We start from the raw sequence: 22,691 nt of genomic DNA, 5'->3' as shown, positions 1-22,691 counted from the left end.
AACCTCGTATCAGCGAAAAGAGGCACTATAGCACGCAAGGTGAGGGGATTAATGAAACGGGCCAGCAACTGGCCCGAATTTAAGCAGATTTACAGCATGATGCCGCCAATGATGAAACCCAGAATGACGCACAGGGTAATGGCGATCACTCCGGGGATCAGGAACGCGTGGTTAAAGACATATTTGCCAATGCGCGTCGATCCGGTGTCGTCCATCTCCACCGCCGCCAGCAGCGTAGGGTAGGTAGGCAGCACGAACAGCGCCGAGACTGCGGCAAACGAGGCGATGGCGGTCAGCGGGCTCACGCCGAGCATCAGCGCCGCCGGCATCAGGGCTTTGGTGGTCGCGGCCTGGGAGTAGAGCAGGGTGGCGGCGAAGAACAGGACCACCGCCAGCAGCCACGGGTAGTTATGCAGCAGATCGCCGGCGATGGTCTGAATGTCGGTGATATGCGCTTTGACGAAGGTATCACCCAGCCAGGCGACGCCCAGTACGCAGACGCAGGCGCTCATCCCGGATTTAAAGGTGCTGGCGTTGAGTACTTCGCTGGTATCGATTTTACAGGTGATGCTGATTAGCGTCGCGATGGTTAGCATGAACACCACGATCGCTTCGTTACGCGGCAACACCGGGTTCTGAATCAGTCCTACGGTGTCGCTGATGGCGGTGGCATAAAACATCACCGCGACGATACCGACCAGAAACAGCAGGACAGAGCGCTTCGCGTGTGGCTTGAGATCGAAGACCTGGCTCCCACGGAGCTTCACTTCACCTTTAGCCAGACGCTCCTGATAAATAGGATCGTCTTTCAGCTCGCAGCCGAGGAAGTTACATACCACGGCGGTGATCATCACGGCAATCAACGTGACCGGAATGCAGATCGCCAGCAGCGTCAGGTAGCTGACGCCCAGCGGCTCCAGAATGCCGGCAAAAAAGACCACGGCGGCGGAGATCGGCGAGGCGGTAATCGCGATCTGCGAAGCGACGACGGCGATAGACAGCGGGCGGGACGGGCGAATGCCCTGCTCTTTCGCGACTTCGGTAATCACCGGCAGGGTGGAGAACGCGGTATGGCCGGTTCCCGCCAGCACGGTCATAAACCAGGTCACCAGCGGGGCAAGAAAGGTGATGTATTTCGGATGGCGTCTCAGCATGCGTTCGGCCAGGCTGACCAGATAATCCATGCCTCCGGCAACCTGCATGGCGGCAATCGCGGCGATAACCGCCATGATGATTTCAATCACGTCAAAGGGAATCGCCCCAGGTTTAATTTGAAATAAAAGCGTCAGGACGAGAACGCCCAGGCCACCGGCAAAGCCGATGCCGATACCGCCGAGCCTGGCTCCCAGATAAATAGCCAGCAGGACAATCACGAGTTCTGCACCAAACATATACGCCTTCCTTGTTTTTTAACAAGTTGATATTGAATTGTTGTGATTTAGTAAACCTAAAAAAGCAAAAAAGGCATGTCATTGCTGACATGCCTTTGGCTAGTTTAACCTGAAAGCTTACTGTTCGCTTTCATCAGTGTAACGCTTTGCTTTATAGGCCGGATGCATCAGGTTTTGCGCGGAGAAAATGTCGTCGAGCTCCGCTTCGGTGAGTAATCCGCGCTCGAGAACAACGTCGCGCACGCTCTTGCCGGTTTCGGCGCAAATCTTGCCGACGATATCGCCATTGTGGTGGCCGATGAACGGGTTGAGGTAGGTGACAATCCCGATGGAGTTATACACATACCCTTCGCACACCGCTTTGTTGGCGGTGATGCCGTTAACGCATTTTTCCAGCAGGTTGTAGCAGGCGTTGGTCAGGATATGGATGGATTCAAACATTGCCTGGCCGATAACCGGCTCCATCACGTTCAGCTGCAGCTGACCGGCTTCTGACGCCATGGTCACCGTGGTGTCGTTGCCGATGACCTTGAAGCAGACCTGGTTGACCACTTCTGGCACCACCGGGTTAACTTTAGCCGGCATGATCGAGGAGCCCGCCTGCAGCTCCGGCAGGTTGATTTCATTCAGGCCCGCGCGCGGCCCGGAAGAGAGCAGGCGCAGATCGTTACAGATTTTGGACAGTTTTACCGCCAGGCGCTTCAGCGAGCTGTGGACCATGACGTAGGCGCCGCAGTCGGAGGTGGCTTCGATCAGGTCTTCCGCCGGAACGACCGGCAGGCTGCTGACTTCCGCCAGTTTTTGTACCGCCAGCTGTTGATAGCCATCCGGAGTATTCAGGCGGGTACCGATCGCGGTCGCGCCGAGGTTGACTTCCAGCAGCAGCTCCGCGGTACGCAGAATGCATTTGGTCTCTTCATTCAGCAGCACGTTAAAAGCGTGGAACTCCTGGCCAAGGGTCATCGGTACCGCGTCCTGCAGCTGGGTACGACCCATTTTAAGGATATCCTGGAACTCGACGGCTTTATGCTGGAAGCCTTCGCCTAGCTGGTTGATGGCATCCGTTAATTTCAGCAGCGAGGCATAAACCGCAATGCGGAAACCGGTCGGGTAGGCATCGTTGGTGGACTGGCATTTGTTAACGTGGTCGTTCGGGTTCAGATACTGATATTCGCCTTTCTGGTGGCCCATCAGCTCAAGGCCAATATTCGCCAGCACCTCGTTGGTGTTCATGTTGACGGAGGTACCGGCACCGCCCTGGAACACATCGATCGGGAACTGGTCCATACATTTACCGTTATTCAGCACTTCATCACAGGCGGCAATAATGGTGTTCGCGATACCTTTAGGTATGGTTTGCAGTTCCTTGTTGGCCATCGCGGCGGCCTTTTTGACCATCACCATGCCGCGCACGAACTCAGGGATATCGCTGATTTTGCTGTTGCTGATATAGAAGTTTTCAATCGCTCTCAGAGTATGAACGCCGTAGTAGGCGTCAGCTGGAACTTCCCTGGTACCCAACAGATCTTCTTCGATACGAATGTTGTTTAACATGTGAACCTTCTTTTTCAATCTGCCAATGAATTCACCAAATACGCAGGATTTATGGGGTTTAGCGTATTTTCTTGCCGAAGATTATTTCCTTAATCGGCCCGGTGCCCACGATCATATGCTGATGATAGCGAATGTCCGTAACCTTGATCACTTATTATGTCGCGGAAGGTATAAGAATTATTAATCTGTGAAATGAGTCACCGCTTTGCCATTTCTGCAAAAAATAAGCGATTCTGCCGATTGAAATGTGGCGTTTTAGCCCAATATCGATCTGATGCGAAAAGCACATCGATGACCGCGGTGGCCGATAGTGGCGGCTGCGAATGAAGGAGACGCCAGTGCGTTGGATTCCGTTAATTGCCATTTTTTTATACGTTTACATTGAGATATCGATCTTCATCCAGGTGGCCCACGTGCTCGGCGTCCTGCTGACGCTGATTCTGGTGATCTTCAGCTCGGTGGTCGGTATGTCGCTGGTGCGCAATCAGGGCTTTAAAAACCTGATGCTGATGCAGCAGAAAATGGCGGCAGGTGAGAGCCCGGCCGCAGAAATGATTAAAAGCGTGTCGCTGATCATCGCCGGTCTGCTGCTGTTGCTGCCGGGGTTCTTTACCGATTTCCTCGGCCTGCTGCTCCTGCTGCCGCCGGTACAGAAACACCTGACCCTGAAGCTGATGCCGCACTTACGCTTTAGCCGGATGCCCGGCGGCGGGTTTAGCGCGGGCAGCGGAGGCGGTGAGACCTTTGACGGCGAATACCAGCGTAAAGATGAAGAGCGCGACCGTCTGGATCATAAAGACGACCGTTAATTCAGCCCGTCGGGCGGATGATAAACTGGCCGGATACGCGTTGCGCTATCCGGCTTTTTTATGCGGTCGGGCGGACCGGCGAGTGGCGTTTGGGCAGCCACAGCCACAGCGCCGCCATCACCGCCAGCGCGTACAGGCTTTTCCAGCCGACCATCGCCAGCAGCAGCAGGCACAGCACGCTGCCGATGACCGCCAGCGCCCGATAGCGCCCCGGCAATAACCGACATCCCGCCAGCATGCACAGCAGGTAAATCATAATAAAAATGCCGTTGGCGTAGACGATCAGCGCGTCGAGGTTGATATCAAGCCAGTAGATACACAGCGTGCTGATGACGCAGCAGCCGAGCACCGCATTGAGCGCGTTGCGGGGGATTTGCTGCGGCGACAGGCGGGCGAGATAGCTACCCGGCCTGTACTGCGCCTGTGACCACACCAGGCGGGCGAAGCTTTGGATATAGATATTGAGGCTGGCGAAACAGGCGAGATAGCCAATCACGCAGGCGACCCACAGCGCCTGCACGCCGAATAAGCGCACCACGATATTGGGTAACGATGCGGCGGCGGCCATCCCCGCGCCAAAGGCATGAAAATGCAGCACCAGCACGGTACAGGCCCAGTACACCGACCCCGCCAGCAATAAGCCGATCATTAACGCACGGGGGAAATCACGCTCCGGGCGTTTAAATTCCGCTGCCAGATGAGCGAAGGCTTCAAGACCGACAAAGCACCAGAACATCACCGACAAAGCGGCAAAAAGCTGTGACTGGTCGATATCGGTCGGTGCCGGAAAGGGGATCTGCGTCGGGCTAATTCCACCGCGCCACCAGACGACGACGATCAGCGCCACGATCAGCATCGCGACCAGCGTTTGCAGGTTAGCGCTGGAGCTGGCGCCCCGCGACCCGACCCACCAGACGATAGCCAGCGTGCCCAGCTCAGCCAGCAGCAGCTGGGTATCGTGCCAGCCAAACAGCGCCTGGCCGAATCCGGTGGCGATGTGCAGCGCGGCGGGCAATCCGACCGGAATGACCGACAGGAACAGCCAGCCGGTGACGCGTTCCATACGGGAGCCAAAGGCCATGTTGACGAAGTGCGCCACGCCGCCCGCGCTGGGGAAATGGCGACCGAGTACGGCAAAGACGATGGCGATCGGAAAGACCAGCAGGATCAGCGCCGGCCAGGCCCACAGACTGTTATCTCCCGCGACCAGCGCGGCCAACGCCGGCACGGCAAAGACGCCGGTGCCGAGTAGCGACGTGGAAAGCAGCCCCACTCCCTGAGCCAGACCTAACTCCTGTTTCAACCCACTCATGTTGCAATCCTGTCACCGACAAAGAATGGAGGGTAGCACAATCGTTTTTACTTATGACGATGACCGCCCGCCGCTATTTTGTGTGCGTCAGCGCACGCGAAAAAATTTTTTTTTAAGTTTCCCCTTGAAGCGGGAAAACCTACCCCCATCTCTCAGGGCACTAGCCGGAAAACCGTATACGGGCCGGTGTCACCCATAACTGATAATGACCTTCTCAAAGGAGAGCTATCAATGAGTATTCGTCCGTTACATGATCGTGTGATCGTCAAACGTAAAGAAGTTGAAACCAAATCTGCAGGCGGCATCGTTCTGACCGGTTCTGCGGCAGCCAAATCAACTCGTGGCGAAATCATCGCTGTCGGTAAGGGCCGCATCCTGGAAAACGGAACTGTGCAGCCGCTGGACGTTAAAGTTGGCGATATCGTTATTTTCAACGATGGCTACGGTGTGAAATCTGAAAAAATCGACAATGAAGAAGTGCTGATCATGTCTGAAAGCGACATTCTGGCAATTGTTGAAGCGTAATTCGCGCGCGAAACTGAACGAATTTGAGGAATAGAAAAAATGGCAGCTAAAGACGTAAAATTCGGTAACGACGCTCGTGTAAAAATGCTGCGCGGCGTGAACGTACTGGCAGATGCAGTGAAAGTGACCCTGGGCCCGAAAGGCCGTAACGTGGTACTGGACAAATCCTTCGGTGCCCCGACCATCACTAAAGACGGTGTTTCCGTAGCACGTGAAATCGAGCTGGAAGACAAGTTCGAAAACATGGGCGCACAGATGGTGAAAGAAGTTGCCTCTAAAGCGAACGACGCTGCAGGCGACGGTACCACCACCGCAACCGTACTGGCTCAGGCTATCATCGCAGAAGGTCTGAAAGCCGTTGCTGCTGGCATGAACCCGATGGATCTGAAACGTGGTATCGACAAAGCTGTCGTTGCTGCGGTTGAAGAACTGAAAACGCTGTCTGTACCGTGCTCCGACTCTAAAGCCATCGCTCAGGTAGGTACCATCTCCGCTAACTCCGACGAAACCGTCGGTAAACTGATCGCTGAAGCGATGGATAAAGTCGGTAAAGAAGGCGTGATCACCGTTGAAGACGGTACTGGTCTGGAAGACGAACTGGACGTGGTTGAAGGTATGCAGTTCGACCGCGGCTACCTGTCCCCGTACTTCATCAACAAGCCGGAAACCGGCGCTGTTGAACTGGAAAGCCCGTTCATCCTGCTGGCAGACAAGAAAGTTTCCAACATCCGCGAAATGCTGCCGGTTCTGGAAGCCGTGGCGAAAGCAGGCAAACCGCTGGTTATCATCGCTGAAGACGTTGAAGGCGAAGCGCTGGCCACGCTGGTGGTTAACACCATGCGCGGCATCGTGAAAGTGGCCGCGGTGAAAGCTCCAGGCTTCGGCGATCGTCGTAAAGCGATGCTGCAGGATATCGCGACGCTGACTGGCGGTACCGTTATCTCTGAAGAGATCGGTATGGAACTGGAAAAAGCGACGCTGGAAGACCTGGGTCAGGCGAAACGCGTTGTTATTAACAAAGACACCACCACCATCATTGATGGCGTGGGTGAAGAAAGCGCCATTCAGGGCCGCGTGACTCAGATCCGTAAGCAGATCGAAGAAGCGACTTCTGACTACGACCGTGAAAAACTGCAGGAGCGCGTAGCGAAACTGGCTGGCGGTGTTGCGGTAATCAAAGTCGGCGCAGCGACCGAAGTTGAAATGAAAGAGAAGAAAGCGCGCGTTGACGATGCGCTGCACGCCACCCGCGCTGCGGTAGAAGAAGGCGTTGTTGCTGGTGGTGGCGTTGCGCTGGTTCGCGTCGCGGCTAAACTGGCTGGCCTGACCGCACAGAACGAAGATCAGAACGTCGGTATCAAAGTTGCGCTGCGCGCAATGGAAGCGCCGCTGCGTCAGATCGTTTCCAACGCCGGCGAAGAGCCGTCTGTAGTGGCTAACAACGTGAAAGCGGGCGAAGGCAACTACGGTTACAACGCGGCAACTGAAGAATACGGCAACATGATCGACTTCGGTATCCTGGACCCAACTAAAGTGACCCGTTCTGCTCTGCAGTACGCGGCATCCGTTGCTGGTCTGATGATCACCACCGAGTGCATGGTGACCGACCTGCCGAAAAGCGATGCGCCTGATTTAGGTGCTGCTGGCGGTATGGGCGGCATGGGCGGTATGGGCGGCATGATGTAATCGTGCGCGATACCCCATAGAAATAAAGAAACCCCCGGGCAGAAATGCTCGGGGGTTTTTCTTTTTCTCATCTTTTTAGTATAAGGTGTACATCCGGGCCGGCGCGTCCAGCTCATTGATCATGGGGAATAACATGCAGGTAAGATATTTAGCAGGGATTGTCGGCGCAGCATTATTGTTGGCGGGGTGCAGTTCCAGCAACGAACTGAGCTCAGGCGGACAGGGCGTACGCTTTGTTGAAGAGAAGCCGGGTGCGGATTGCCAGCTGCTGGGGACCGCGACGGGTAAGCAGAGCAACTGGCTGTCCGGTCAGAACGGTGATGAAGGCGGATCCATGCGTGGCGCCGCTAACGCACTGCGCAACCAGGCCGCCGCGATGGGCGGCAACGTGATTTATGGCGTCAGCAGCCCGACGCAGAATCTGCTGTCGAGCTTTGTGCCGACCGACAGTGAAATGAACGGTCAGGTCTATAAGTGCCCGAACTGATGTGATTCCGGGCCTCTCCCGTCGACGGTAAGAGAGGCCCGGCGATCTCCGCGCGTTCAGGTCAGTCTGTCAATCGAGGGTCTGCCAGTATTTCCCCGGCGGGCCTTTTCACGAATGTTGTTTCAAGCCTAAATCCAGCGGCGTCTTGCTGGGCTCACCGCCGATTTCTCGCGCCAGCCTCGGCACCATATACCCTGAAACCAGCGTCAGCAGCTCACGCATGATGGCCCGGGCCTCTTCATCTTCGACCATAAAATGGGCCGCGCCCTGGACTTTATCCAGAACGTGCAGGTAGTAGGGCATCACCCCGGCGTCGAACAGGGCATTGCTCAAATCGGCCAGCGTTTGCGCATTATCGTTAACGCCGCGCAGAAGCACGCTTTGATTGAGCAGCGTCACGCCTGCCGTGCGTAAGCGCATCATCGCCGCGCGGAAATCGGCATCGATTTCATTGGCATGGTTGCTGTGATTGACCAGCAGCACCTGCAACGACGAGCCGGCAAGGCGCGAGACCAGTGCGTCGGTAATCCGCGCCGGGATGACCACCGGCAGGCGGCTGTGGATGCGCAGGCGTTTGACGTGCGGGATGGCTTCCAGCTGCGTGAGCAGCCAGTCCAGTTCATGATCTTTCGCCATCAGCGGGTCGCCGCCGGAAAAAATAATCTCATCGAGCTGCGGATGTGCGGCAATATACTCCAGCGCCGCCTGCCAGTTGCGCTTATTGCCCTGATTTTCGGCGTACGGGAAGTGTCGGCGGAAACAATAGCGGCAATTTACCGCGCAGCCGCCCTTGACCAGCAGCAGCGCCCGGTTGCGGTATTTATGCAGCAGACCCGGTACCACGCTGTGCTGTTCTTCCAGCGGATCGGTAGAAAAACCCGGGGCCGCAATAAACTCTTCTTGTGAGGTAAGTACCTGACGAAGAAGAGGATCGTTGGGGTTTCCCGGCTCCATGCGGGCGATAAACGCCCGCGGTACGCGCAGGGCGAAGAGACGTTTTGCGTCGCGTCCCGCCAGCAGGTTCGCATCATTGTCTACATTTAAAAGATGCAGCAGTTCGTCAGGACTGGTCACAACATCTGCAAGTTGCGTTAACCAATCTTCTCTGGATGGGGTATTTAGGGTTACAATATGCGCCATTTTGTGGCTTAGCTACCAATTAACAAATTTAGAGGGCCTTATGGCGACTTACTATAGCAACGATTTTCGTGCCGGTCTTAAAATCATGATGGACGGCGAACCTTACGCCGTTGAAGCGAGTGAATTCGTGAAACCAGGTAAAGGCCAGGCTTTCGCGCGCGTTAAGCTGCGCCGCCTGCTGACCGGTACCCGTGTTGAAAAAACCTTCAAATCTACCGACTCTGCGGAAGGCGCGGACGTTGTTGATATGAACCTGACTTACCTGTACAACGACGGTGAGTTCTATCACTTCATGAACAACTCCACGTTTGAGCAGCTGGCTGCCGATGCGAAAGCCGTAGGCGATAACGCGAAATGGCTGCTGGATCAGGCGGAGTGCATCGTGACTCTGTGGAACGGCCAGCCGATCTCCGTCACCCCGCCGAACTTTGTTGAACTGGAAATCGTTGAAACCGATCCGGGTCTGAAAGGTGACACCGCAGGTACCGGCGGTAAACCGGCAACGCTGTCAACTGGCGCAGTGGTGAAAGTTCCGCTGTTTGTCCAGATTGGCGAAGTCATCAAAGTGGATACCCGCTCTGGCGAATACGTATCCCGCGTGAAGTAATTCATGTCATAAGATGGTTGGCGCAGCAGCGTGCTGCGCCTGCTACTGCAGGCAAGGAAGAATGAACAACACGACCTGGCTTCTGGCATTGCTGTTGCTGAGCGCTGTTTTGCTGACTGGCTGTAATACCGCCCGCGGCTTTGGCGAAGACGTTCAGGGACTGGGGCATGCGATTTCGCGCGCCGTCAGTTAAATGCCCTGTTATCCGCTCCTTTTGCTTCATCATCTCCTCTCGCGGCGCCGTTTCGCTTAAATCAGCCGTTTGATACCTCTTTTTCTCTTAAAAAACGCTGAGATCCCTTCATCCCGGGCCAGGTTGTCTATGCTTATAGGGCACGATAACTAAAACTGGTAATAAGGATGATATTATGGTGAAAAAAGCGATTGCAGCGTTCTTTACGGTTTTGGCCCTTTCTTCAGTGTTGACCGCATGCAACACGACGCGTGGTGTTGGTCAGGATATTTCAGAAGGCGGCAGTGCCATTTCCGGTGCGGCGACGAAAGCCCAGCAATAGACCTGACGGTACGGTCACCGGCCGTACCGTTCTTCCCATCGTCAGGCACGTTGTTTATAATCCCTGCGTTTTTCATCCACCTTGCGGGACGACCCGTAAGCGCATCGCATCCGGGGACGGCCCCATCAAGGAGTCGTATGTCCTGGTTCGTTTTGTTTATCGCCGGCCTGCTGGAAGTGGTCTGGGCGGTTGGCCTGAAATACACCCACGGTTTTAGCCGCCTGCTACCCAGCGCGATCACCATCGTCGCGATGGTGCTCAGTATGGCGCTGCTGTCGTGGGCGATGAAAACCCTGCCGGTGGGGACCGCCTATGCCGTCTGGACGGGGATTGGCGCGGTTGGCGCAGCCATCACCGGCATCGTCCTGCTGGGTGAATCAGCCAGCGCGATGCGCATTGCCAGCCTGGCGTGTATCGTGGTCGGTATTATCGGCCTGAAGATCAGCGCGCACTAACCACCGCGCGCTCACTCATAGCGCTGATTGACCCAGATGAACTTGCTCACGTCGAAGCCCTGCCGGGTGGCAATGTCCAGCATCTGCTGTTTGACCTCTGGTGAGATCTTCGGCGTGCGCGCCAGCAGCCAGAGATAATCGCGATCCGGTCCGCAAACCAGCGCGTAGCGATACTCCTTATCCAGGGCGATCACGTTGTAGCCGCCGTAGAAAGGGCCAAAAAAAGAGACCTTCATCGCCGCCCGGGTGGGCTGACCGGTGAAGTACGCCACGCCATCGGTTTTCTGCCATATGCCCCGATCGGGGTTATAGCCTTTGTTCACCACATCCAGCCCGCCGTCGCCGCGCAGACCGTAGGTGGTGGTCACTTTTTCCAGACCACTTTCAAAGCGATGATCGAAGCGAGCGATTTCATACCAGGTGCCGAGATAGCGCTGGGTGTCAAAAGGGCTGACCACCGTGACGCCTTGTGGCGGTGTCGGAGTGCTACAGGCTACGACCAGAAACGAGGCGGCAATAACCGCAATAATTGGCAGCGTACGCATAGCATTTTCCTTGCGGGCTTTTTAGCTAAGTGTAGATTCTGCCGGGAAAAAGCGGGGGGATATTTTCTGCAAAGGAGAGCCCGGTAGCAGAATGTTACCGGGCATCAGGGGGATTAAATAAATAACACGCCGACCAGGGTCACCACGGTCAGGATCGCGGCCAGCCCGTAGAAGACCCATTTCCCGTTCGGCACATGAATTTTCAGGTCATGCATCGCGTGATGGATACGGTGGAGCCCGCACCACAGCGGCAGGACGATCATCAGGAAGAGGAAGGCGCGGCCGACAAAGCTTTGGGCAAAGCCCAGCACGCGTTCGTAGCTGAACGCGTCGCCTGGCGCCAGACCTAACGGCAGCAGGATGCCGACCAGCAGCACTATTACCGGCGCGACAATCGCGCCCCACATACCGCCTGCGCCAAACAGCCCCCAGAATACCGGTTCATCGGAACGTTTTGGATTGGGATCGATCATTTCAGCCTCCTTACCAGAACAGGGCGACAAGCAGAACCGCCACGGTCACCACCGCGGTCACCACCCAAAGCCCTTTAATAACCGGCCCTGGCCCCATTTTCTCGCCTTTGATAATGATATTGGCGGCTTTCGGCGCCAGCTCAAACCAGGTTTTACTGTGCAGCAGCGCTGCCGCAAGGGTGATCAGGTTCAGAATCACCACAATCGGGTTTTGCAGGAAACCCACGTAACCCGCCCAGCTTTCGGCCCCGTGCTTGAGGGCAAACAGCCCGTAAATCAGCACGATGCTGAACCATACCGTGGGCACTGCGGTTCCTTCACGCACCATATAGAAGCGATAAAACGGCAGTTTTCTCCACCAGGTGGACGTCATCGGCCGCACATAGGGTTTGCGTTTAGTCGTCATCATGCACTCCTTAGCGTGGTTTCAGGGTGGCGATAAGAAAGTCTTTCGAACTCTCTACCTTGCCCTGCTGAATGGCGGCCGCCGGGTCGACGTGCTTCGGACACACTTCCGAACAGTAGCCCACGAAGGTGCAGGTCCAGACGCCGTTCTTGCCGTTAAGCTGCGCCATACGTTCCTTCTTACCGCGATCGCGGCTGTCTTCGTTGTAGCGATGGGCGAGGGTGATGGCCGCCGGGCCGATAAACTCCGGATTGAGGCCAAACTGCGGGCAGGCGGCGTAGCACAGTCCGCAGTTGATGCAGCCGGAGAACTGATGGTATTTCGCCATCTGCGCCGGCGTTTGCTTGTTCGGCCCCTGCTCCGGGGTGCGCGGATTGCCAATAATATAGGGCTTAATGGCCTCCAGACTTTCGATAAAGTGGGTCATATCGACCACCAGATCGCGCTCAATCGGGAAGTTGGCCAGCGCCTCGACCTTAATGCCTTTGGTGTATTCCCGCAGGAAGGTTTTACACGCCAGCTTCGGCACTTTGTTGACCATCATCCCGCAGGAACCGCAAATCGCCATGCGGCAGGACCAGCGATAGCTGAGATCCGCCGCGAGGTTATCTTTGATATAGCCCAGCGCGTCGAGCAGCGAGGTTTGCTCATCATAAGGGACTTCATAGAATGCGCTGTGCGGGGCGGTGTCCACTTCCGGGTTGTAGCGCACCACTTCGATTTTGAGGTTTTTCATCTCAGCCATTTGCCGTCTCCTTCTTCTCGGCCGCTTCCGCTTCTGCGCCATATACGCGTTTCGCCGGCGGCAGAGTGGTGATTTTCACCTCGCCGTAATCCAGGCGCGTGGTGCCATCTGCATCGCGGAAAGCGAGCGTATGTTTGAGGAAATTGACATCATCACGCTCGGTGCAGCCTTCATCCAGGCGCTGATGCGCGCCGCGGGACTCTTTGCGGGCAATAGCGGAGTGCGCCATACATTCGGCGACGTTCAGGCCGTGGCCCAGTTCGATGGTGTAGAGCAGGTCGGTGTTGAAGACGCTGGAGCTGTCGGTGATGCGCACGCGCTTAAAGCGCTCCTGCAGCTCCGCCAGCTTATCGATGGTTTTCTGCATCAGTTCCGGCGTGCGGTAGATACCGCAGCCTTCTTCCATCGCCAGACCCATCTCATCGCGAATTTTCGCCCAGTTCTCGTTACCGTCCTGATTGATGAGGTCTTTCAGGCGTTTTTCGACATCCGCCGCCTGTGCATCCAGCGCCGTGCCGTTGGCCTCTCCGGCTTGCGCCGCGCGCGTCATCGCCTGTTCACCGGCAAGACGGCCAAACACCACCAGTTCTGCCAGCGAGTTGGAACCAAGACGGTTGGCGCCATGCAGGCCGACGGAGGAGCATTCGCCCACGGCGAACAGACCTTGAATACGGGTTTCGCACTGCTGGTCGGTTTCAATGCCGCCCATGGTGTAGTGCGCGGTCGGGCGTACCGGAATCGGCTCTTTTACCGGGTCAACGCCGACGTAGGCTTTCGCCAGCTCACAGATAAACGGCAGACGCTCAAGCAGCTTTTTCTCGCCCAGATGGCGTAAATCAAGGTATACCACGTCGCCGCGCGGCGTCGGGATGGTGTTGCCTTTACGCCATTCATGCCAGAAAGCCTGGGAGACTTTGTCGCGCGGACCGAGCTCCATATATTTGTTTTTCGGCTCGCCCAGCGGCGTTTCCGGCCCCATGCCGTAATCCTGCAGATAGCGGTAGCCGTTTTTATTGACCAGGATACCGCCTTCGCCGCGGCAGCCTTCGGTCATCAGAATACCGGAGCCCGGCAGCCCGGTAGGGTGATATTGGACGAACTCCATATCGCGCAGCGGCACGCCGTGGCGCAGCGCCATCCCCATACCATCGCCGGTGACGATGCCGCCGTTGGTGTTATAGCGATAGACGCGTCCTGCGCCGCCGGTCGCCAGTACCACCGCATTTGCGCGGATCTGTACCAGCGAACCCTCCATCATATTCATCGCCACCAGGCCGCGGGCCTGACCGTCGTCGACCAGAATATCGAGGACGAAATGTTCATCGAAGCGTTGGATTTGCGGGAACTGAAGGGAGGTCTGGAACAGGGTGTGCAGCATATGGAAACCGGTCTTATCGGCGGCGAACCACGTGCGTTCGATTTTCATCCCCCCGAAGCGGCGCACGTTGACGCTGCCGTCCGGGCGCCGGCTCCACGGGCAGCCCCACTGTTCGAGCTGGGTCATTTCCGTGGGGCAATGATGGACGAAATAGTCGACGACATCCTGCTCGCAGAGCCAGTCGCCGCCAGCGACGGTATCGTGAAAATGGTACTCAAAGCTATCATGATCCTGCGCCACGGCGGCCGAGCCGCCTTCTGCCGCCACGGTATGGCTACGCATGGGATAGACTTTTGAAATTAGTGCTATTTTGGCATTTGGATTGGCCTGCGCCGCGGCGATTGCGGCACGAAGACCTGCTCCGCCAGCGCCAATTACGGCAAGATCGGCTTGAAAAGTTTGCACGACATTCCTCCAGTTTTTGTTTATTTCGCCGCCGGACTGGCGAAAATGTGGCACTGCTCCTTTATAGGTAAAGGAGTATAGCCTCAGGGTTAGTGGGGAAAATTGACGTGTTCGATTTTTTTATCAATCTGTGCGCCTGTTTATCAGTAATGGTGATGAACCTACGGCGCCAATAAATTTTATGAATGGCAGAGAGGGGACGGTTCGCACAAAATTTGTTTCACCCGACGGTTACGAGTAGACTTCGTGCCCTTGTATGAAATCGGAGAAAGTAACATGAGCGAGACGGCAACCTGGCAGCCGAGCGCGTCCATTCCAAATCTGTTAAAACGTGCGGCGATAATGGCGGAAATTCGCCGTTTCTTTAGCGACCGCGGCGTACTGGAGGTGGAGACGCCTTGCATGAGTCAGGCAACGGTGACAGATATTCACCTGGTCCCGTTTCAAACCCGTTTCGTCGGCCCGGGCTATTCGCAAGGGATGGATCTCTATCTGATGACCAGCCCGGAATACCATATGAAGCGGCTGCTGGCTGCCGGCTGTGGTCCGGTGTTCCAGCTATGTCGTAGCTTCCGCAATGAAGAGATGGGGCGTCACCACAACCCGGAATTCACCATGCTGGAGTGGTATCGTCCGTGCTATGACATGTATCGTCTGATCAACGAAGTGGATGATTTGCTCCAGCAGGTTCTGGAGTGTCAGCCGGCGGAGAGCCTCTCCTATCAGCAGGCCTTCCAGCGTCACCTTGAGCTTGATCCCCTGTCGGCAGATAAAACGCAGCTGCGCGAAGCGGCGGCGAAGCTCGATCTGAGCAATATCGCCGATAGCGAAGAAGACCGGGATACTTTGCTGCAGCTGCTGTTTACCATGGGCGTCGAGCCGCATATTGGTAAAGATCGTCCGACCTTTGTTTATCATTTCCCGGCAAGCCAGGCCTCGCTGGCGCAGATCAGTACCGAAGATCACCGGGTGGCGGAGCGCTTTGAGGTCTATTACAAGGGCATTGAGCTGGCGAATGGTTTCCACGAACTGACCGACGCCCGTGAACAGCAGCAGCGTTTCGAGCAGGATAACCGCAAACGTGCGGCCCGTGGCCTGCCGCAGCAGCCGATTGACACTAACCTGCTGGGCGCGCTGCAGGCCGGCCTGCCGGACTGCTCCGGCGTGGCGCTGGGAGTGGATCGGGTGGTGATGCTGGCGCTGGGCGCTGAAAGTATCAGCGACGTGATCGCCTTTACCGTCGATCGCGCCTGACCGTTCAGCGGCTTCCCTTAGCCAGCTGGCCAGGGGAAGCGTTATTGCTGGCGAATGGCGTTCGCGCCTCGCTGGCGTGACCCGCCTTACAGACCTCCCGCCGTGCGGCTGGATTTCCCTGCCGACGTCAGCGCTCTGCTGCTTTTTCTGCCATCAATGCTTTCCAGGCGCATCTGGAACGGCGGGAACGGCATATCAATACCGTGCTCGCGGTAGCCTGCCAGAATCAGCTGATGTAGCTCGTGACGCAGCGGCATACGGTGTCCCATCTCGGCGGCGTAGATACGCAGCTCGAAAATCTGAATCCCCTGCTGCAGGTCGACGAGGAAAGCCTCTGGCGCCGGCGTATCGATCACCAGTGAACAGCGGTGCGCGGCGGCAATCAGGATCTGCGTCACTTCTTCCGTATTCGCATCCGCCGGGGCCGGGATGGTTAACACCACGCGGGTCACCGAGTCAGAGAGCGACCAGTTGATGAACTGCTCGGTGATAAAGGCCTTGTTAGGCACGATAATCTCTTTGCGGTCCCAGTCGCTGATGGTTGTCGCGCGGGTATTGATACGGGTGACGCTACCGGTCAGATCGCGGATCGTCACCGTGTCGCCAATACGAATCGGTTTTTCAAACAGGATAATCAGGCCGGAGATAAAGTTGGCGAAGATCTCCTGTAAACCAAAACCAAGACCGACGCCGAGCGCGGCGACCAGCCACTGCAGTTTCGCCCATTCGATGCCGATCATCGAGAAGCCCATCAGGCCGCCAATCAGCATCAGCAAATATTTGGTGATGGTGGTGATGGCGTACCCGGTACCCGGGGTGAGATCGAGGTGCTGCAGAATCGCCAGCTCCAGCAGCGCCGGAAGGTTGCGCACCAGCTGGGTGGTGATAATCAGCACCAGGATAGCAATCAGCACGGCGCCGAGGGTAATAGGCTCAAGGCTTTCCACGCCCTGAACCGTCGAGGTGACGTCCCACAGCGAGATATTCTCAAGGAAGCCGAACGCCGAGTGAATTTCTGACCACAGGACGATCACCGACACCAGCGCGATCAGCATCAGCAGCGAACGCACCAGGCGCAGGGACTGGGTGCTGATGGCATCGAGGTCGATCTCGCTCACTTCGGTTTCCGCCGATCCTTCCGGGCTGCTGGCGTGGGCGACGTCATCCTCGCCGCGGGCGCGCTGGGCAAGGATCTCCGCCCGGCGATGCTTCGCGCGATCGAAGGCCAGACGACGGCGCTGAATCAGCATCCAGCGGCGGATGATGTGGTACACCACCAGCAGCAGGAACCAGATGGCGACCGAGGTTTCCAGCCTTGCCAGCAGCGCCTGCGCGGTGGCCAGATAGCCGATCGCCGCCGCCAGCATCGCGATTAACGGCGCGCCCAGCAGCAGGTTCCACAGCATGCGGTTCACCATGTTATCGCCGCTCCCTTCTTTATCGAGATACAGCGGGATTCCGGCGTGCTTCAGACTTAAGGTGACCAGCGCCAGCGCCCCGCAAATCAGCAGGAAGCACAGGCGGCCGAGCGAAGCGGAGAACTCACGATCGTTAAGATTATCAAACATAATCAGCGCGATAATCAGCGGTACGATCAGCCCGATGCTCATCAGATAGTAGCGCATGGCTTTGCTGACCCGGTTTCGCGGCCAGCCGAAGTGAGCGATAAACAGACCGTTCGGGCGCGCGAAGGTGGCGCAAACCATCACCACCCATAGCAGCGGCACCGTGGCGGTGACGCTCTCGCCAATCGCCACCGCCAACGGGAAGGGCCAGGCAGATTGCAGGCCATAGCCCAGGGTCATCCACAGCACCGGGAGCGGGGAGGCCACCAGAATCGACCAGAACACCGTGCGGAGCGTGAGCCAGAAGTGATCCTGGGTGACTTTGCCGACGCGGGCGCTGGAGCGCTCAAGGAAGCGGGTGAAGTGGCGGCGCGAGCTGATGCTGAAGCCAACCAGAATCAGCGCGCCGAACAGCGGCAGCAGCGTCTCCTTGCTGGTTAACATCATGGCGCTGGCTTTGCCAAGCTGGCTGACGGTATCCAGAGAAACCAGGCGGCGCAGATCGCGGACGATTTCCAGCGGCCATGAAAAGCCGATCGGGCTGACATCCGAGGTCCAGAACAGATAGCGGTGCGTCGCTTCGTTGATCTCTTTCAGGGCATCTTCAAGCTGACCATTGGAGACTTTCAGCTTGGTCAGCTCCAGAATTAGCGTATCGCCGCCCTGCAGTAGCGAGTTGAGCAGTTCGGTTTGCGTGCGCAGCTGAGCTTCAAGAATGCGGTTCTGTTCGCTGGTCAGCGGCTCTCCGTTCGCCTGGCGCAGCAAGCGCAGCTTCGGCTGGCTGCCGAGCAGATCCTCATAATGCAGGCGCTGTACCCGCAGCTGGGCCATTTCGGTATCCAGCTGCTGCGGTTTCGGTGTTTCCGGCAGACGGGCGACCTGAGCGCGTAGGGCCTCACCCAGCAGGTTGGACGACCCGAGCCACTGGGACTGCTCGCGCAGGGTATTGAGCGCCTGGCGGACCTGCAGCGTCTGACTGGTCGCCTGACGCTGCTGGGAGGCGACCAGATCCATCCGCTGGGCCTGCTGATTCAGCGCCTGCGAGAGCTCGCGGTTGACTTTGAACTGCGCCACGATTTCCGGCGGCAGGTTTTCGCTGTTCTCCGCCAGCAGCTCGGTACTCTCCAGCGCTTTTTCCGCTTCGCGCTGGCGCTGGCTGTTGAGCTGATTGCGTAACGCCTGCAGGTAACCGTCGAGCAGCTTGCCCTGCTTTTGCGCCAGATCGCCGCGCATCCGCGACAGCTCCTGACGGTTGTTGGCGGAAAGCTGTGCCAAATCCAGCTCGTTGACCAGCGCTTTCAGACGCGCTGATTCCGCCTGCAGGGCGAGATTCTGGGCCTGCGCCAGCGGGGTATTGCTTGTCTGCGTACCGACGCGGCGCTCAACGTCGTTCAGCTGACGACGCGCGTCGGTCTGCTGCTGCGGAAGCTGATTAAGCGAATCGGCAATATCGCGCGCGCGCTCCTGTTCCTGCTGCGCCTGGCGGCTGGCTTCAAGCAGCTGGCTGCTGACCTGAAGGATCTCCTGGTTCAGCGCATCTGAGGAGAGGTTAGTGGCGACCTGGCGTGGTTCGTCGGACAGGTTGTTAATCTGTGAGCGCAGGGTCTGGAACAGTTTAGGGAAGTTATCGATAACCTGCTGATACTGGCGGGCGCGCTCAAGGGAGGCGCTACGCTCCTCAAGCGCGTTCAGCGCCGACTGTAAAGCTTCAACGGTGCCAGGCTGGGCGGGTTTTGCCGCCTTCGCCTGTTCCAGTTCCTGAGCTATCTGTTTCGCATCGGGGGCTGTCGCGGCGTACGCCCCCAGACTGAGGCTCCAGGCCAGCAGGAAAATATATATCAGACGCACGGCATAACCCTTTTTGTCAGGAATTAACCTTCATCTTGTGTCGCGCCGCTCAGCGGGCTGACGTCGTCTGCTGCCGTGGACAGGGTCTCAACGGCGGTCGCCAGCGGCTGGCCGAGTTTGGTTTGCGAGAGACTTTGCAGCTGTTCAACCAGTTTCACCTTGCCCGGGGCAAACAGGTTGATCACCGTTGAGCCAAGCTTAAAGCGACCCATCTCCTGGCCTTTCAGCAGCGCCACAGAGCCTTCACTGTCGCCCGCCGGCCAGGTCCAGCGCTTGATCACCCCTTCGCGCGGCGGGGTAATGGTACCGGACCACACGGTCTCGATGCTGCCGACAATGGTCGCGCCCACCAGGATTTGTACCATCGGGCCAAATTCAGTATCAAACAGGCAGATCACGCGCTCGTTACGGGCAAACAGATTTGGCACGTTCTGCGCGGTCAGATGGTTAACGGAGAACAGATCCCCCGGAACGTAGATCATTTCGCGCAGGATGCCGTTGCACGGCATATGGACGCGGTGATAGTCACGCGGCGACAGATAGGTGGTGGCGAAGCTGCCATTGCGGAACAGGTCGGCCATCTGGTAGTTACCGGCCAGCAGCGCTTCCAGGGTGTAGTTGTGGCCTTTCGCCTGCAAAATTTTGTCGTCTTCGATGGCGCCAAGCTGACTGATGACCCCGTCGGCAGGCATCACCAGCACGTTGGGATCGGTATTCAGCGGACGCACCTCGTCGCGCAGCGGACGGACGAAGAAATCGTTAAAGGTGCGGTAGCTGGCGGTATCGGGCTTTTGCGCCTCTTTCATGTCGACCTTGTAGTATTTCACGAACAGATCGATGACCAGCTTCGTCAGCCAACCCGCTCGTTTGCTCGCACCCCAGCCTGCGAGGCGGGTGAGCCACAGTTTAGGCAGAATGTATTGCAGTGAAAGTTTAAGATCGTTTAACAAGGTAGCCTCCAGGCCATTATTTGTCGTTCCTGACCCCGCAAATCAGCGGGGACCTGAAAAAAAGGGGGACGATTCTAACGATGCTCAGCTTAAATGTCAGTCATCGGATGATGAAAAGCTTTTACGCGTCTTTACCTGTACCTGCGTCATGCTTTCCAGAATGCGGTGGTAGTTTTCAAAACGGCTTTCGGCGATGTTGCCGTTTTCTACCGCCTCACGAATCGCACAGCCCGGATCGGTATCGTGCTTGCAGTCGCGATATTTGCAACGGCCTAAATAATCATGGAATTCGACAAAGCCGTGGGTGATTTGTTCCGCATCCAGATGCCAGAGGCCGAATTCCCGTACCCCAGGGGAATCAATCACATCGCCGCCGTGCGGGAAGTGATAGAGGCGAGCGGCGGTGGTGGTGTGCTGGCCGAGACCGGAGTTGTCAGAGACGTCATTGGTCAGGATCTGATCTTCATGCAGACCCAGCAGCGCGTTGAGCAGGCTGGATTTACCCACCCCGGACTGCCCGGCAAAGATACTGATACGGTCGGTGAGCGCCTCTTCAAGCGGTTTGAGGCCATCCTGAGTGCGGCTGGAAACCATCAGCACGTGATAGCCAATTTCACGATAGATATCCATCTGCTCGTTAACAAAGGCCATGCCGTCGTCGTCGAGCAGGTCGGTCTTGTTGAGCACAATCAGCGGCTCAACGTCCAGCGTTTCGCAGGCCACCAGGTAGCGGTCAATAATGTTTAATGACAGCTCCGGCAGAATCGCGGAAACAATGACGATTTGATTGATATTGGCGGCGATGGGTTTGACGCCATCGTAAAAGTCCGGGCGGGTCAGAACGGAGGTCCGATCGTGTACCGCTTCAACAATCCCTTTTACATTGACGCCGTCGGCGGCGTCTTTGCCCGGTCGCCAGACGACGCGATCGCCGGTCACCAGGGAACGGATCGTACGGCGAATATTGCAGCGGTGAACGCTGCCATCGGCGGATTCGACATCGGCATGCATGCCAAAGCGGCTGATGACGATCCCTTCAGATGTTTCACCAAACAGATTGTCATCGTAATCGGCCTTCTCCGAAGTCGTTTTCAGGCGGCGCTGATGGTTGGCCTTCACGCGGCGCTGTTGGCCTTTGGAGAGTTTATTTTTACTCAATCGAACTGGCTCCTGGTCGCCCTAAGTGGGCAAAACCTCTATGATACACGCTATCTTAGATGAATATCGACCCGTCATCCTTCAAGATGCTGGTGCGTTGGTCAGCCTGCATCGTGAAATCTTACGGGCCCGGATGGTAAAATTATGGGTGGAAAATAGCATGAGTGCAGATGAAAACAACCTCATTTGGATCGATCTTGAAATGACAGGGCTGGATCCGGAGCGCGATCGCATTATTGAAATCGCCACCCTGGTGACCGATGCCCACCTGAATATTCTGGCGGAAGGGCCGACGATCGCGGTACACCAGTCGGACGCGCAGCTGGCGCTGATGGACGAGTGGAACGTGCGTACCCATACCGGGAGCGGGCTGGTGGAACGCGTCAAGGCCAGTACCCTGGGCGATCGCGAAGCGGAGCTGGCGACCCTAGAGTTTCTTAAGCAGTGGGTACCGGCGGGCAAATCGCCGATCTGCGGTAACAGCATTGGTCAGGATCGCCGCTTCCTGTTCAAATATATGCCGGAGCTGGAAGCCTATTTCCACTACCGCTACCTCGACGTCAGCACGCTGAAAGAGCTGGCGCGCCGCTGGAAGCCGGAAATCCTCGCGGGCTTTAAAAAGCAGGGCACCCATCAGGCGATGGATGATATCCGTGAGTCGGTTGCGGAACTGGCTTACTATCGTGAGAACTTTATCAAGCTGTAATCGCCCCGCCGGGGTGAGTCGGCCCCGGCAGTCACGCGCTATTTAAACCACTTCTGTTCCATCGCCTGGAACTCCGGCGATACTTTCACCACCGCCAGCGCGGCATTGATTGCATTGAGCAACTCCGGGTCGTCTTTACGCACCGCAATTGCGTATTGCTTGCCGTAGTACCGGGGGTCGGTTGCCCGCTCATCCATCATGGCGTAGTCAGGATTGTCCTGCAGCCACGGGTCGAGGGTCGCCAGGTCGCCCATCACGCCATTCACGCTCCCGTCCTTCAGCGCGCCCAATGCGCTGGCGTCATTGTCGTATACGATGACGTTGACGCCTTTTTGTTTATCGTGCAGATAGTGCTGGTGGACGGTGCCTTTGACGACGCCGAGCTTCTTGCCCTTCAGATCGGCAAAGCGGTGGGCGGCGTCTTTTGCGGTCACCACCACCCCGGAGAGCGTCTGGCGATAGGGCTGGGTGAAGGCCACCTGTTTTTCGCGCATCGGAATGACCTCAATGCCGGCGATGATGGCGTCAAATTTCTTAAAGCGCAGCGCCGGTATCAGGGTATTGAAGTTCTGCGGCGTAAATTTGCATTCGGCCTGCATCTGTTTGCACAGCGCCTGGGCCAGATCGATGTCGAAACCCAGGGGCTGGTTTTTCGCATTAACGGTTTCAAAGGGCGGATTGGCCGTCGTGGTGCCAAAGTGCAGCGTCGTCGCCGAAGCTGTTCCTGCGACCAGAGTGGTCAGCAGCAGGACGGAAAGCGCTCTTCTCATGTAAAAT

Annotated in this window: 23 protein-coding genes; 10 read left to right on the top strand and 13 right to left on the bottom strand. The window is 57.1% G+C overall.

All coding sequences use genetic code 11. From position 1 onward, the window contains the following. Positions 1-89: 89 nt before the first annotated feature. The gene (locus EDF73_RS16870; protein WP_132730232.1) at positions 90-1,391 is read right to left on the bottom strand and encodes an anaerobic C4-dicarboxylate transporter; all 1,302 of its coding nucleotides are present in this window, start codon (positions 1,389-1,391) and stop codon (positions 90-92) included. A gap of 117 nt (positions 1,392-1,508) precedes the next feature. Beyond that, complete coding sequence (gene aspA, locus EDF73_RS16865; protein ID WP_132730231.1) at positions 1,509-2,945, bottom strand: aspartate ammonia-lyase; 1,437 nt, start codon at positions 2,943-2,945, stop codon at positions 1,509-1,511. A 338-nt stretch (positions 2,946-3,283) separates the two neighbouring features. Between aspA and EDF73_RS16855 the strand changes: the two genes are divergently transcribed. Beyond that, complete coding sequence (locus tag EDF73_RS16855; protein WP_132730229.1) at positions 3,284-3,754, top strand: FxsA family protein; 471 nt, start codon at positions 3,284-3,286, stop codon at positions 3,752-3,754. 58 nt (positions 3,755-3,812) lie between these two features. Here the strand turns inward: EDF73_RS16855 and yjeH are convergent, their stop codons facing one another. Then, positions 3,813-5,066 carry an L-methionine/branched-chain amino acid transporter gene (gene yjeH, locus EDF73_RS16850; protein ID WP_132730228.1) on the bottom strand — a complete coding sequence of 418 codons (1,254 nt, stop codon included), beginning with the start codon at positions 5,064-5,066 and terminating at the stop codon, positions 3,813-3,815. A 231-nt stretch (positions 5,067-5,297) separates the two neighbouring features. On the opposite strand from yjeH, the gene EDF73_RS16845 reads away from it, so the two are divergent. From EDF73_RS16845 to EDF73_RS16835, 3 genes are all read left to right on the top strand, one after another. Then, positions 5,298-5,591 carry a co-chaperone GroES gene (locus EDF73_RS16845; RefSeq protein ID WP_003855929.1) on the top strand — a complete coding sequence of 98 codons (294 nt, stop codon included), beginning with the start codon at positions 5,298-5,300 and terminating at the stop codon, positions 5,589-5,591. Positions 5,592-5,630: 39 nt separating this feature from the next. After that, a complete protein-coding gene (gene groL, locus EDF73_RS16840; RefSeq protein WP_132730227.1) occupies positions 5,631-7,277 on the top strand; it encodes a chaperonin GroEL in 1,647 nt (548 codons plus the stop codon). A 133-nt stretch (positions 7,278-7,410) separates the two neighbouring features. Further along, positions 7,411-7,764, top strand: coding sequence for a DUF4156 domain-containing protein (locus EDF73_RS16835; protein WP_132730226.1), 354 nt, complete (start codon positions 7,411-7,413; stop codon positions 7,762-7,764). Between the two features lie 108 nt (positions 7,765-7,872). On the opposite strand, the gene epmB is transcribed toward EDF73_RS16835, so the two are convergent. Next, complete coding sequence (gene epmB, locus EDF73_RS16830) at positions 7,873-8,904, bottom strand: EF-P beta-lysylation protein EpmB (RefSeq protein ID WP_132730225.1); 1,032 nt, start codon at positions 8,902-8,904, stop codon at positions 7,873-7,875. A gap of 40 nt (positions 8,905-8,944) precedes the next feature. Here epmB and efp point away from each other — a divergent pair, with 40 nt between their 5' ends. The 4 genes from efp to sugE all read left to right on the top strand — a co-directional run bounded on the left by efp (position 8,945) and on the right by sugE (position 10,481). Then, entirely contained in the window at positions 8,945-9,511 is a 567-nt protein-coding gene (gene efp, locus EDF73_RS16825) for an elongation factor P (protein ID WP_004856970.1), read from the top strand. Positions 9,512-9,572: 61 nt separating this feature from the next. Beyond that, on the top strand, positions 9,573-9,704 hold the full coding sequence (locus EDF73_RS16820; RefSeq protein ID WP_132730224.1) for an entericidin A/B family lipoprotein: 132 nt from the start codon (positions 9,573-9,575) through the stop codon (positions 9,702-9,704). Positions 9,705-9,879: 175 nt separating this feature from the next. Next, positions 9,880-10,026, top strand: coding sequence for a lipoprotein toxin entericidin B (gene ecnB, locus EDF73_RS16815; RefSeq protein WP_004097935.1), 147 nt, complete (start codon positions 9,880-9,882; stop codon positions 10,024-10,026). Positions 10,027-10,163: 137 nt separating this feature from the next. Next, positions 10,164-10,481: a quaternary ammonium compound efflux SMR transporter SugE gene (gene sugE, locus EDF73_RS16810; RefSeq protein ID WP_132730223.1), complete on the top strand. Its 318-nt coding sequence runs from the start codon at positions 10,164-10,166 to the stop codon at positions 10,479-10,481. Positions 10,482-10,492: 11 nt separating this feature from the next. On the opposite strand, the gene EDF73_RS16805 is transcribed toward sugE, so the two are convergent. From EDF73_RS16805 to frdA, 5 genes are all read right to left on the bottom strand, one after another. Beyond that, positions 10,493-11,026: a lipocalin family protein gene (locus EDF73_RS16805; protein ID WP_132730222.1), complete on the bottom strand. Its 534-nt coding sequence runs from the start codon at positions 11,024-11,026 to the stop codon at positions 10,493-10,495. 113 nt (positions 11,027-11,139) lie between these two features. Continuing rightward, on the bottom strand, positions 11,140-11,499 hold the full coding sequence (frdD, locus tag EDF73_RS16800) for a fumarate reductase subunit FrdD (RefSeq protein ID WP_132730221.1): 360 nt from the start codon (positions 11,497-11,499) through the stop codon (positions 11,140-11,142). Between the two features lie 10 nt (positions 11,500-11,509). Continuing rightward, the gene (frdC, locus tag EDF73_RS16795) at positions 11,510-11,905 is read right to left on the bottom strand and encodes a fumarate reductase subunit FrdC (protein ID WP_132730349.1); all 396 of its coding nucleotides are present in this window, start codon (positions 11,903-11,905) and stop codon (positions 11,510-11,512) included. Positions 11,906-11,915: 10 nt separating this feature from the next. Then, positions 11,916-12,650: a succinate dehydrogenase/fumarate reductase iron-sulfur subunit gene (locus tag EDF73_RS16790; RefSeq protein ID WP_132730220.1), complete on the bottom strand. Its 735-nt coding sequence runs from the start codon at positions 12,648-12,650 to the stop codon at positions 11,916-11,918. Then, on the bottom strand, positions 12,643-14,433 hold the full coding sequence (gene frdA / locus EDF73_RS16785; protein WP_132730219.1) for a fumarate reductase (quinol) flavoprotein subunit: 1,791 nt from the start codon (positions 14,431-14,433) through the stop codon (positions 12,643-12,645). Before frdA ends, EDF73_RS16790 begins: the two co-directional genes overlap by 8 nt. 276 nt (positions 14,434-14,709) lie before the next feature. Here frdA and epmA point away from each other — a divergent pair, with 276 nt between their 5' ends. Next, positions 14,710-15,687 carry an elongation factor P--(R)-beta-lysine ligase gene (epmA, locus tag EDF73_RS16780; protein ID WP_132730218.1) on the top strand — a complete coding sequence of 326 codons (978 nt, stop codon included), beginning with the start codon at positions 14,710-14,712 and terminating at the stop codon, positions 15,685-15,687. Between the two features lie 86 nt (positions 15,688-15,773). Here the strand turns inward: epmA and mscM are convergent, their stop codons facing one another. The 3 genes from mscM to rsgA form a co-directional block, all read right to left on the bottom strand. Beyond that, positions 15,774-19,100, bottom strand: a complete 3,327-nt coding sequence (gene mscM / locus EDF73_RS16775) for a miniconductance mechanosensitive channel MscM (protein ID WP_132730217.1) — start codon at positions 19,098-19,100, stop codon at positions 15,774-15,776. Positions 19,101-19,123: 23 nt separating this feature from the next. Next, positions 19,124-20,050, bottom strand: a complete 927-nt coding sequence (asd, locus tag EDF73_RS16770) for an archaetidylserine decarboxylase (RefSeq protein ID WP_132730216.1) — start codon at positions 20,048-20,050, stop codon at positions 19,124-19,126. 96 nt (positions 20,051-20,146) lie between these two features. Continuing rightward, complete coding sequence (gene rsgA / locus EDF73_RS16765; protein WP_132730215.1) at positions 20,147-21,208, bottom strand: small ribosomal subunit biogenesis GTPase RsgA; 1,062 nt, start codon at positions 21,206-21,208, stop codon at positions 20,147-20,149. A 160-nt stretch (positions 21,209-21,368) separates the two neighbouring features. Between rsgA and orn the strand changes: the two genes are divergently transcribed. Continuing rightward, positions 21,369-21,914, top strand: a complete 546-nt coding sequence (gene orn, locus EDF73_RS16755) for an oligoribonuclease (protein ID WP_132730214.1) — start codon at positions 21,369-21,371, stop codon at positions 21,912-21,914. Between the two features lie 38 nt (positions 21,915-21,952). On the opposite strand, the gene EDF73_RS16750 is transcribed toward orn, so the two are convergent. Then, entirely contained in the window at positions 21,953-22,684 is a 732-nt protein-coding gene (locus EDF73_RS16750; RefSeq protein WP_132730213.1) for an arginine ABC transporter substrate-binding protein, read from the bottom strand. Positions 22,685-22,691 lie beyond the last annotated feature (7 nt).

This window comes from Klebsiella sp. BIGb0138 (assembly GCF_004342285.1).
Lineage (GTDB): Bacteria > Pseudomonadota > Gammaproteobacteria > Enterobacterales > Enterobacteriaceae > Klebsiella.
The sequence above is the reverse complement of the archived record's forward strand: the minus strand, read 5'-3'. Positions and strand labels throughout refer to the sequence as shown.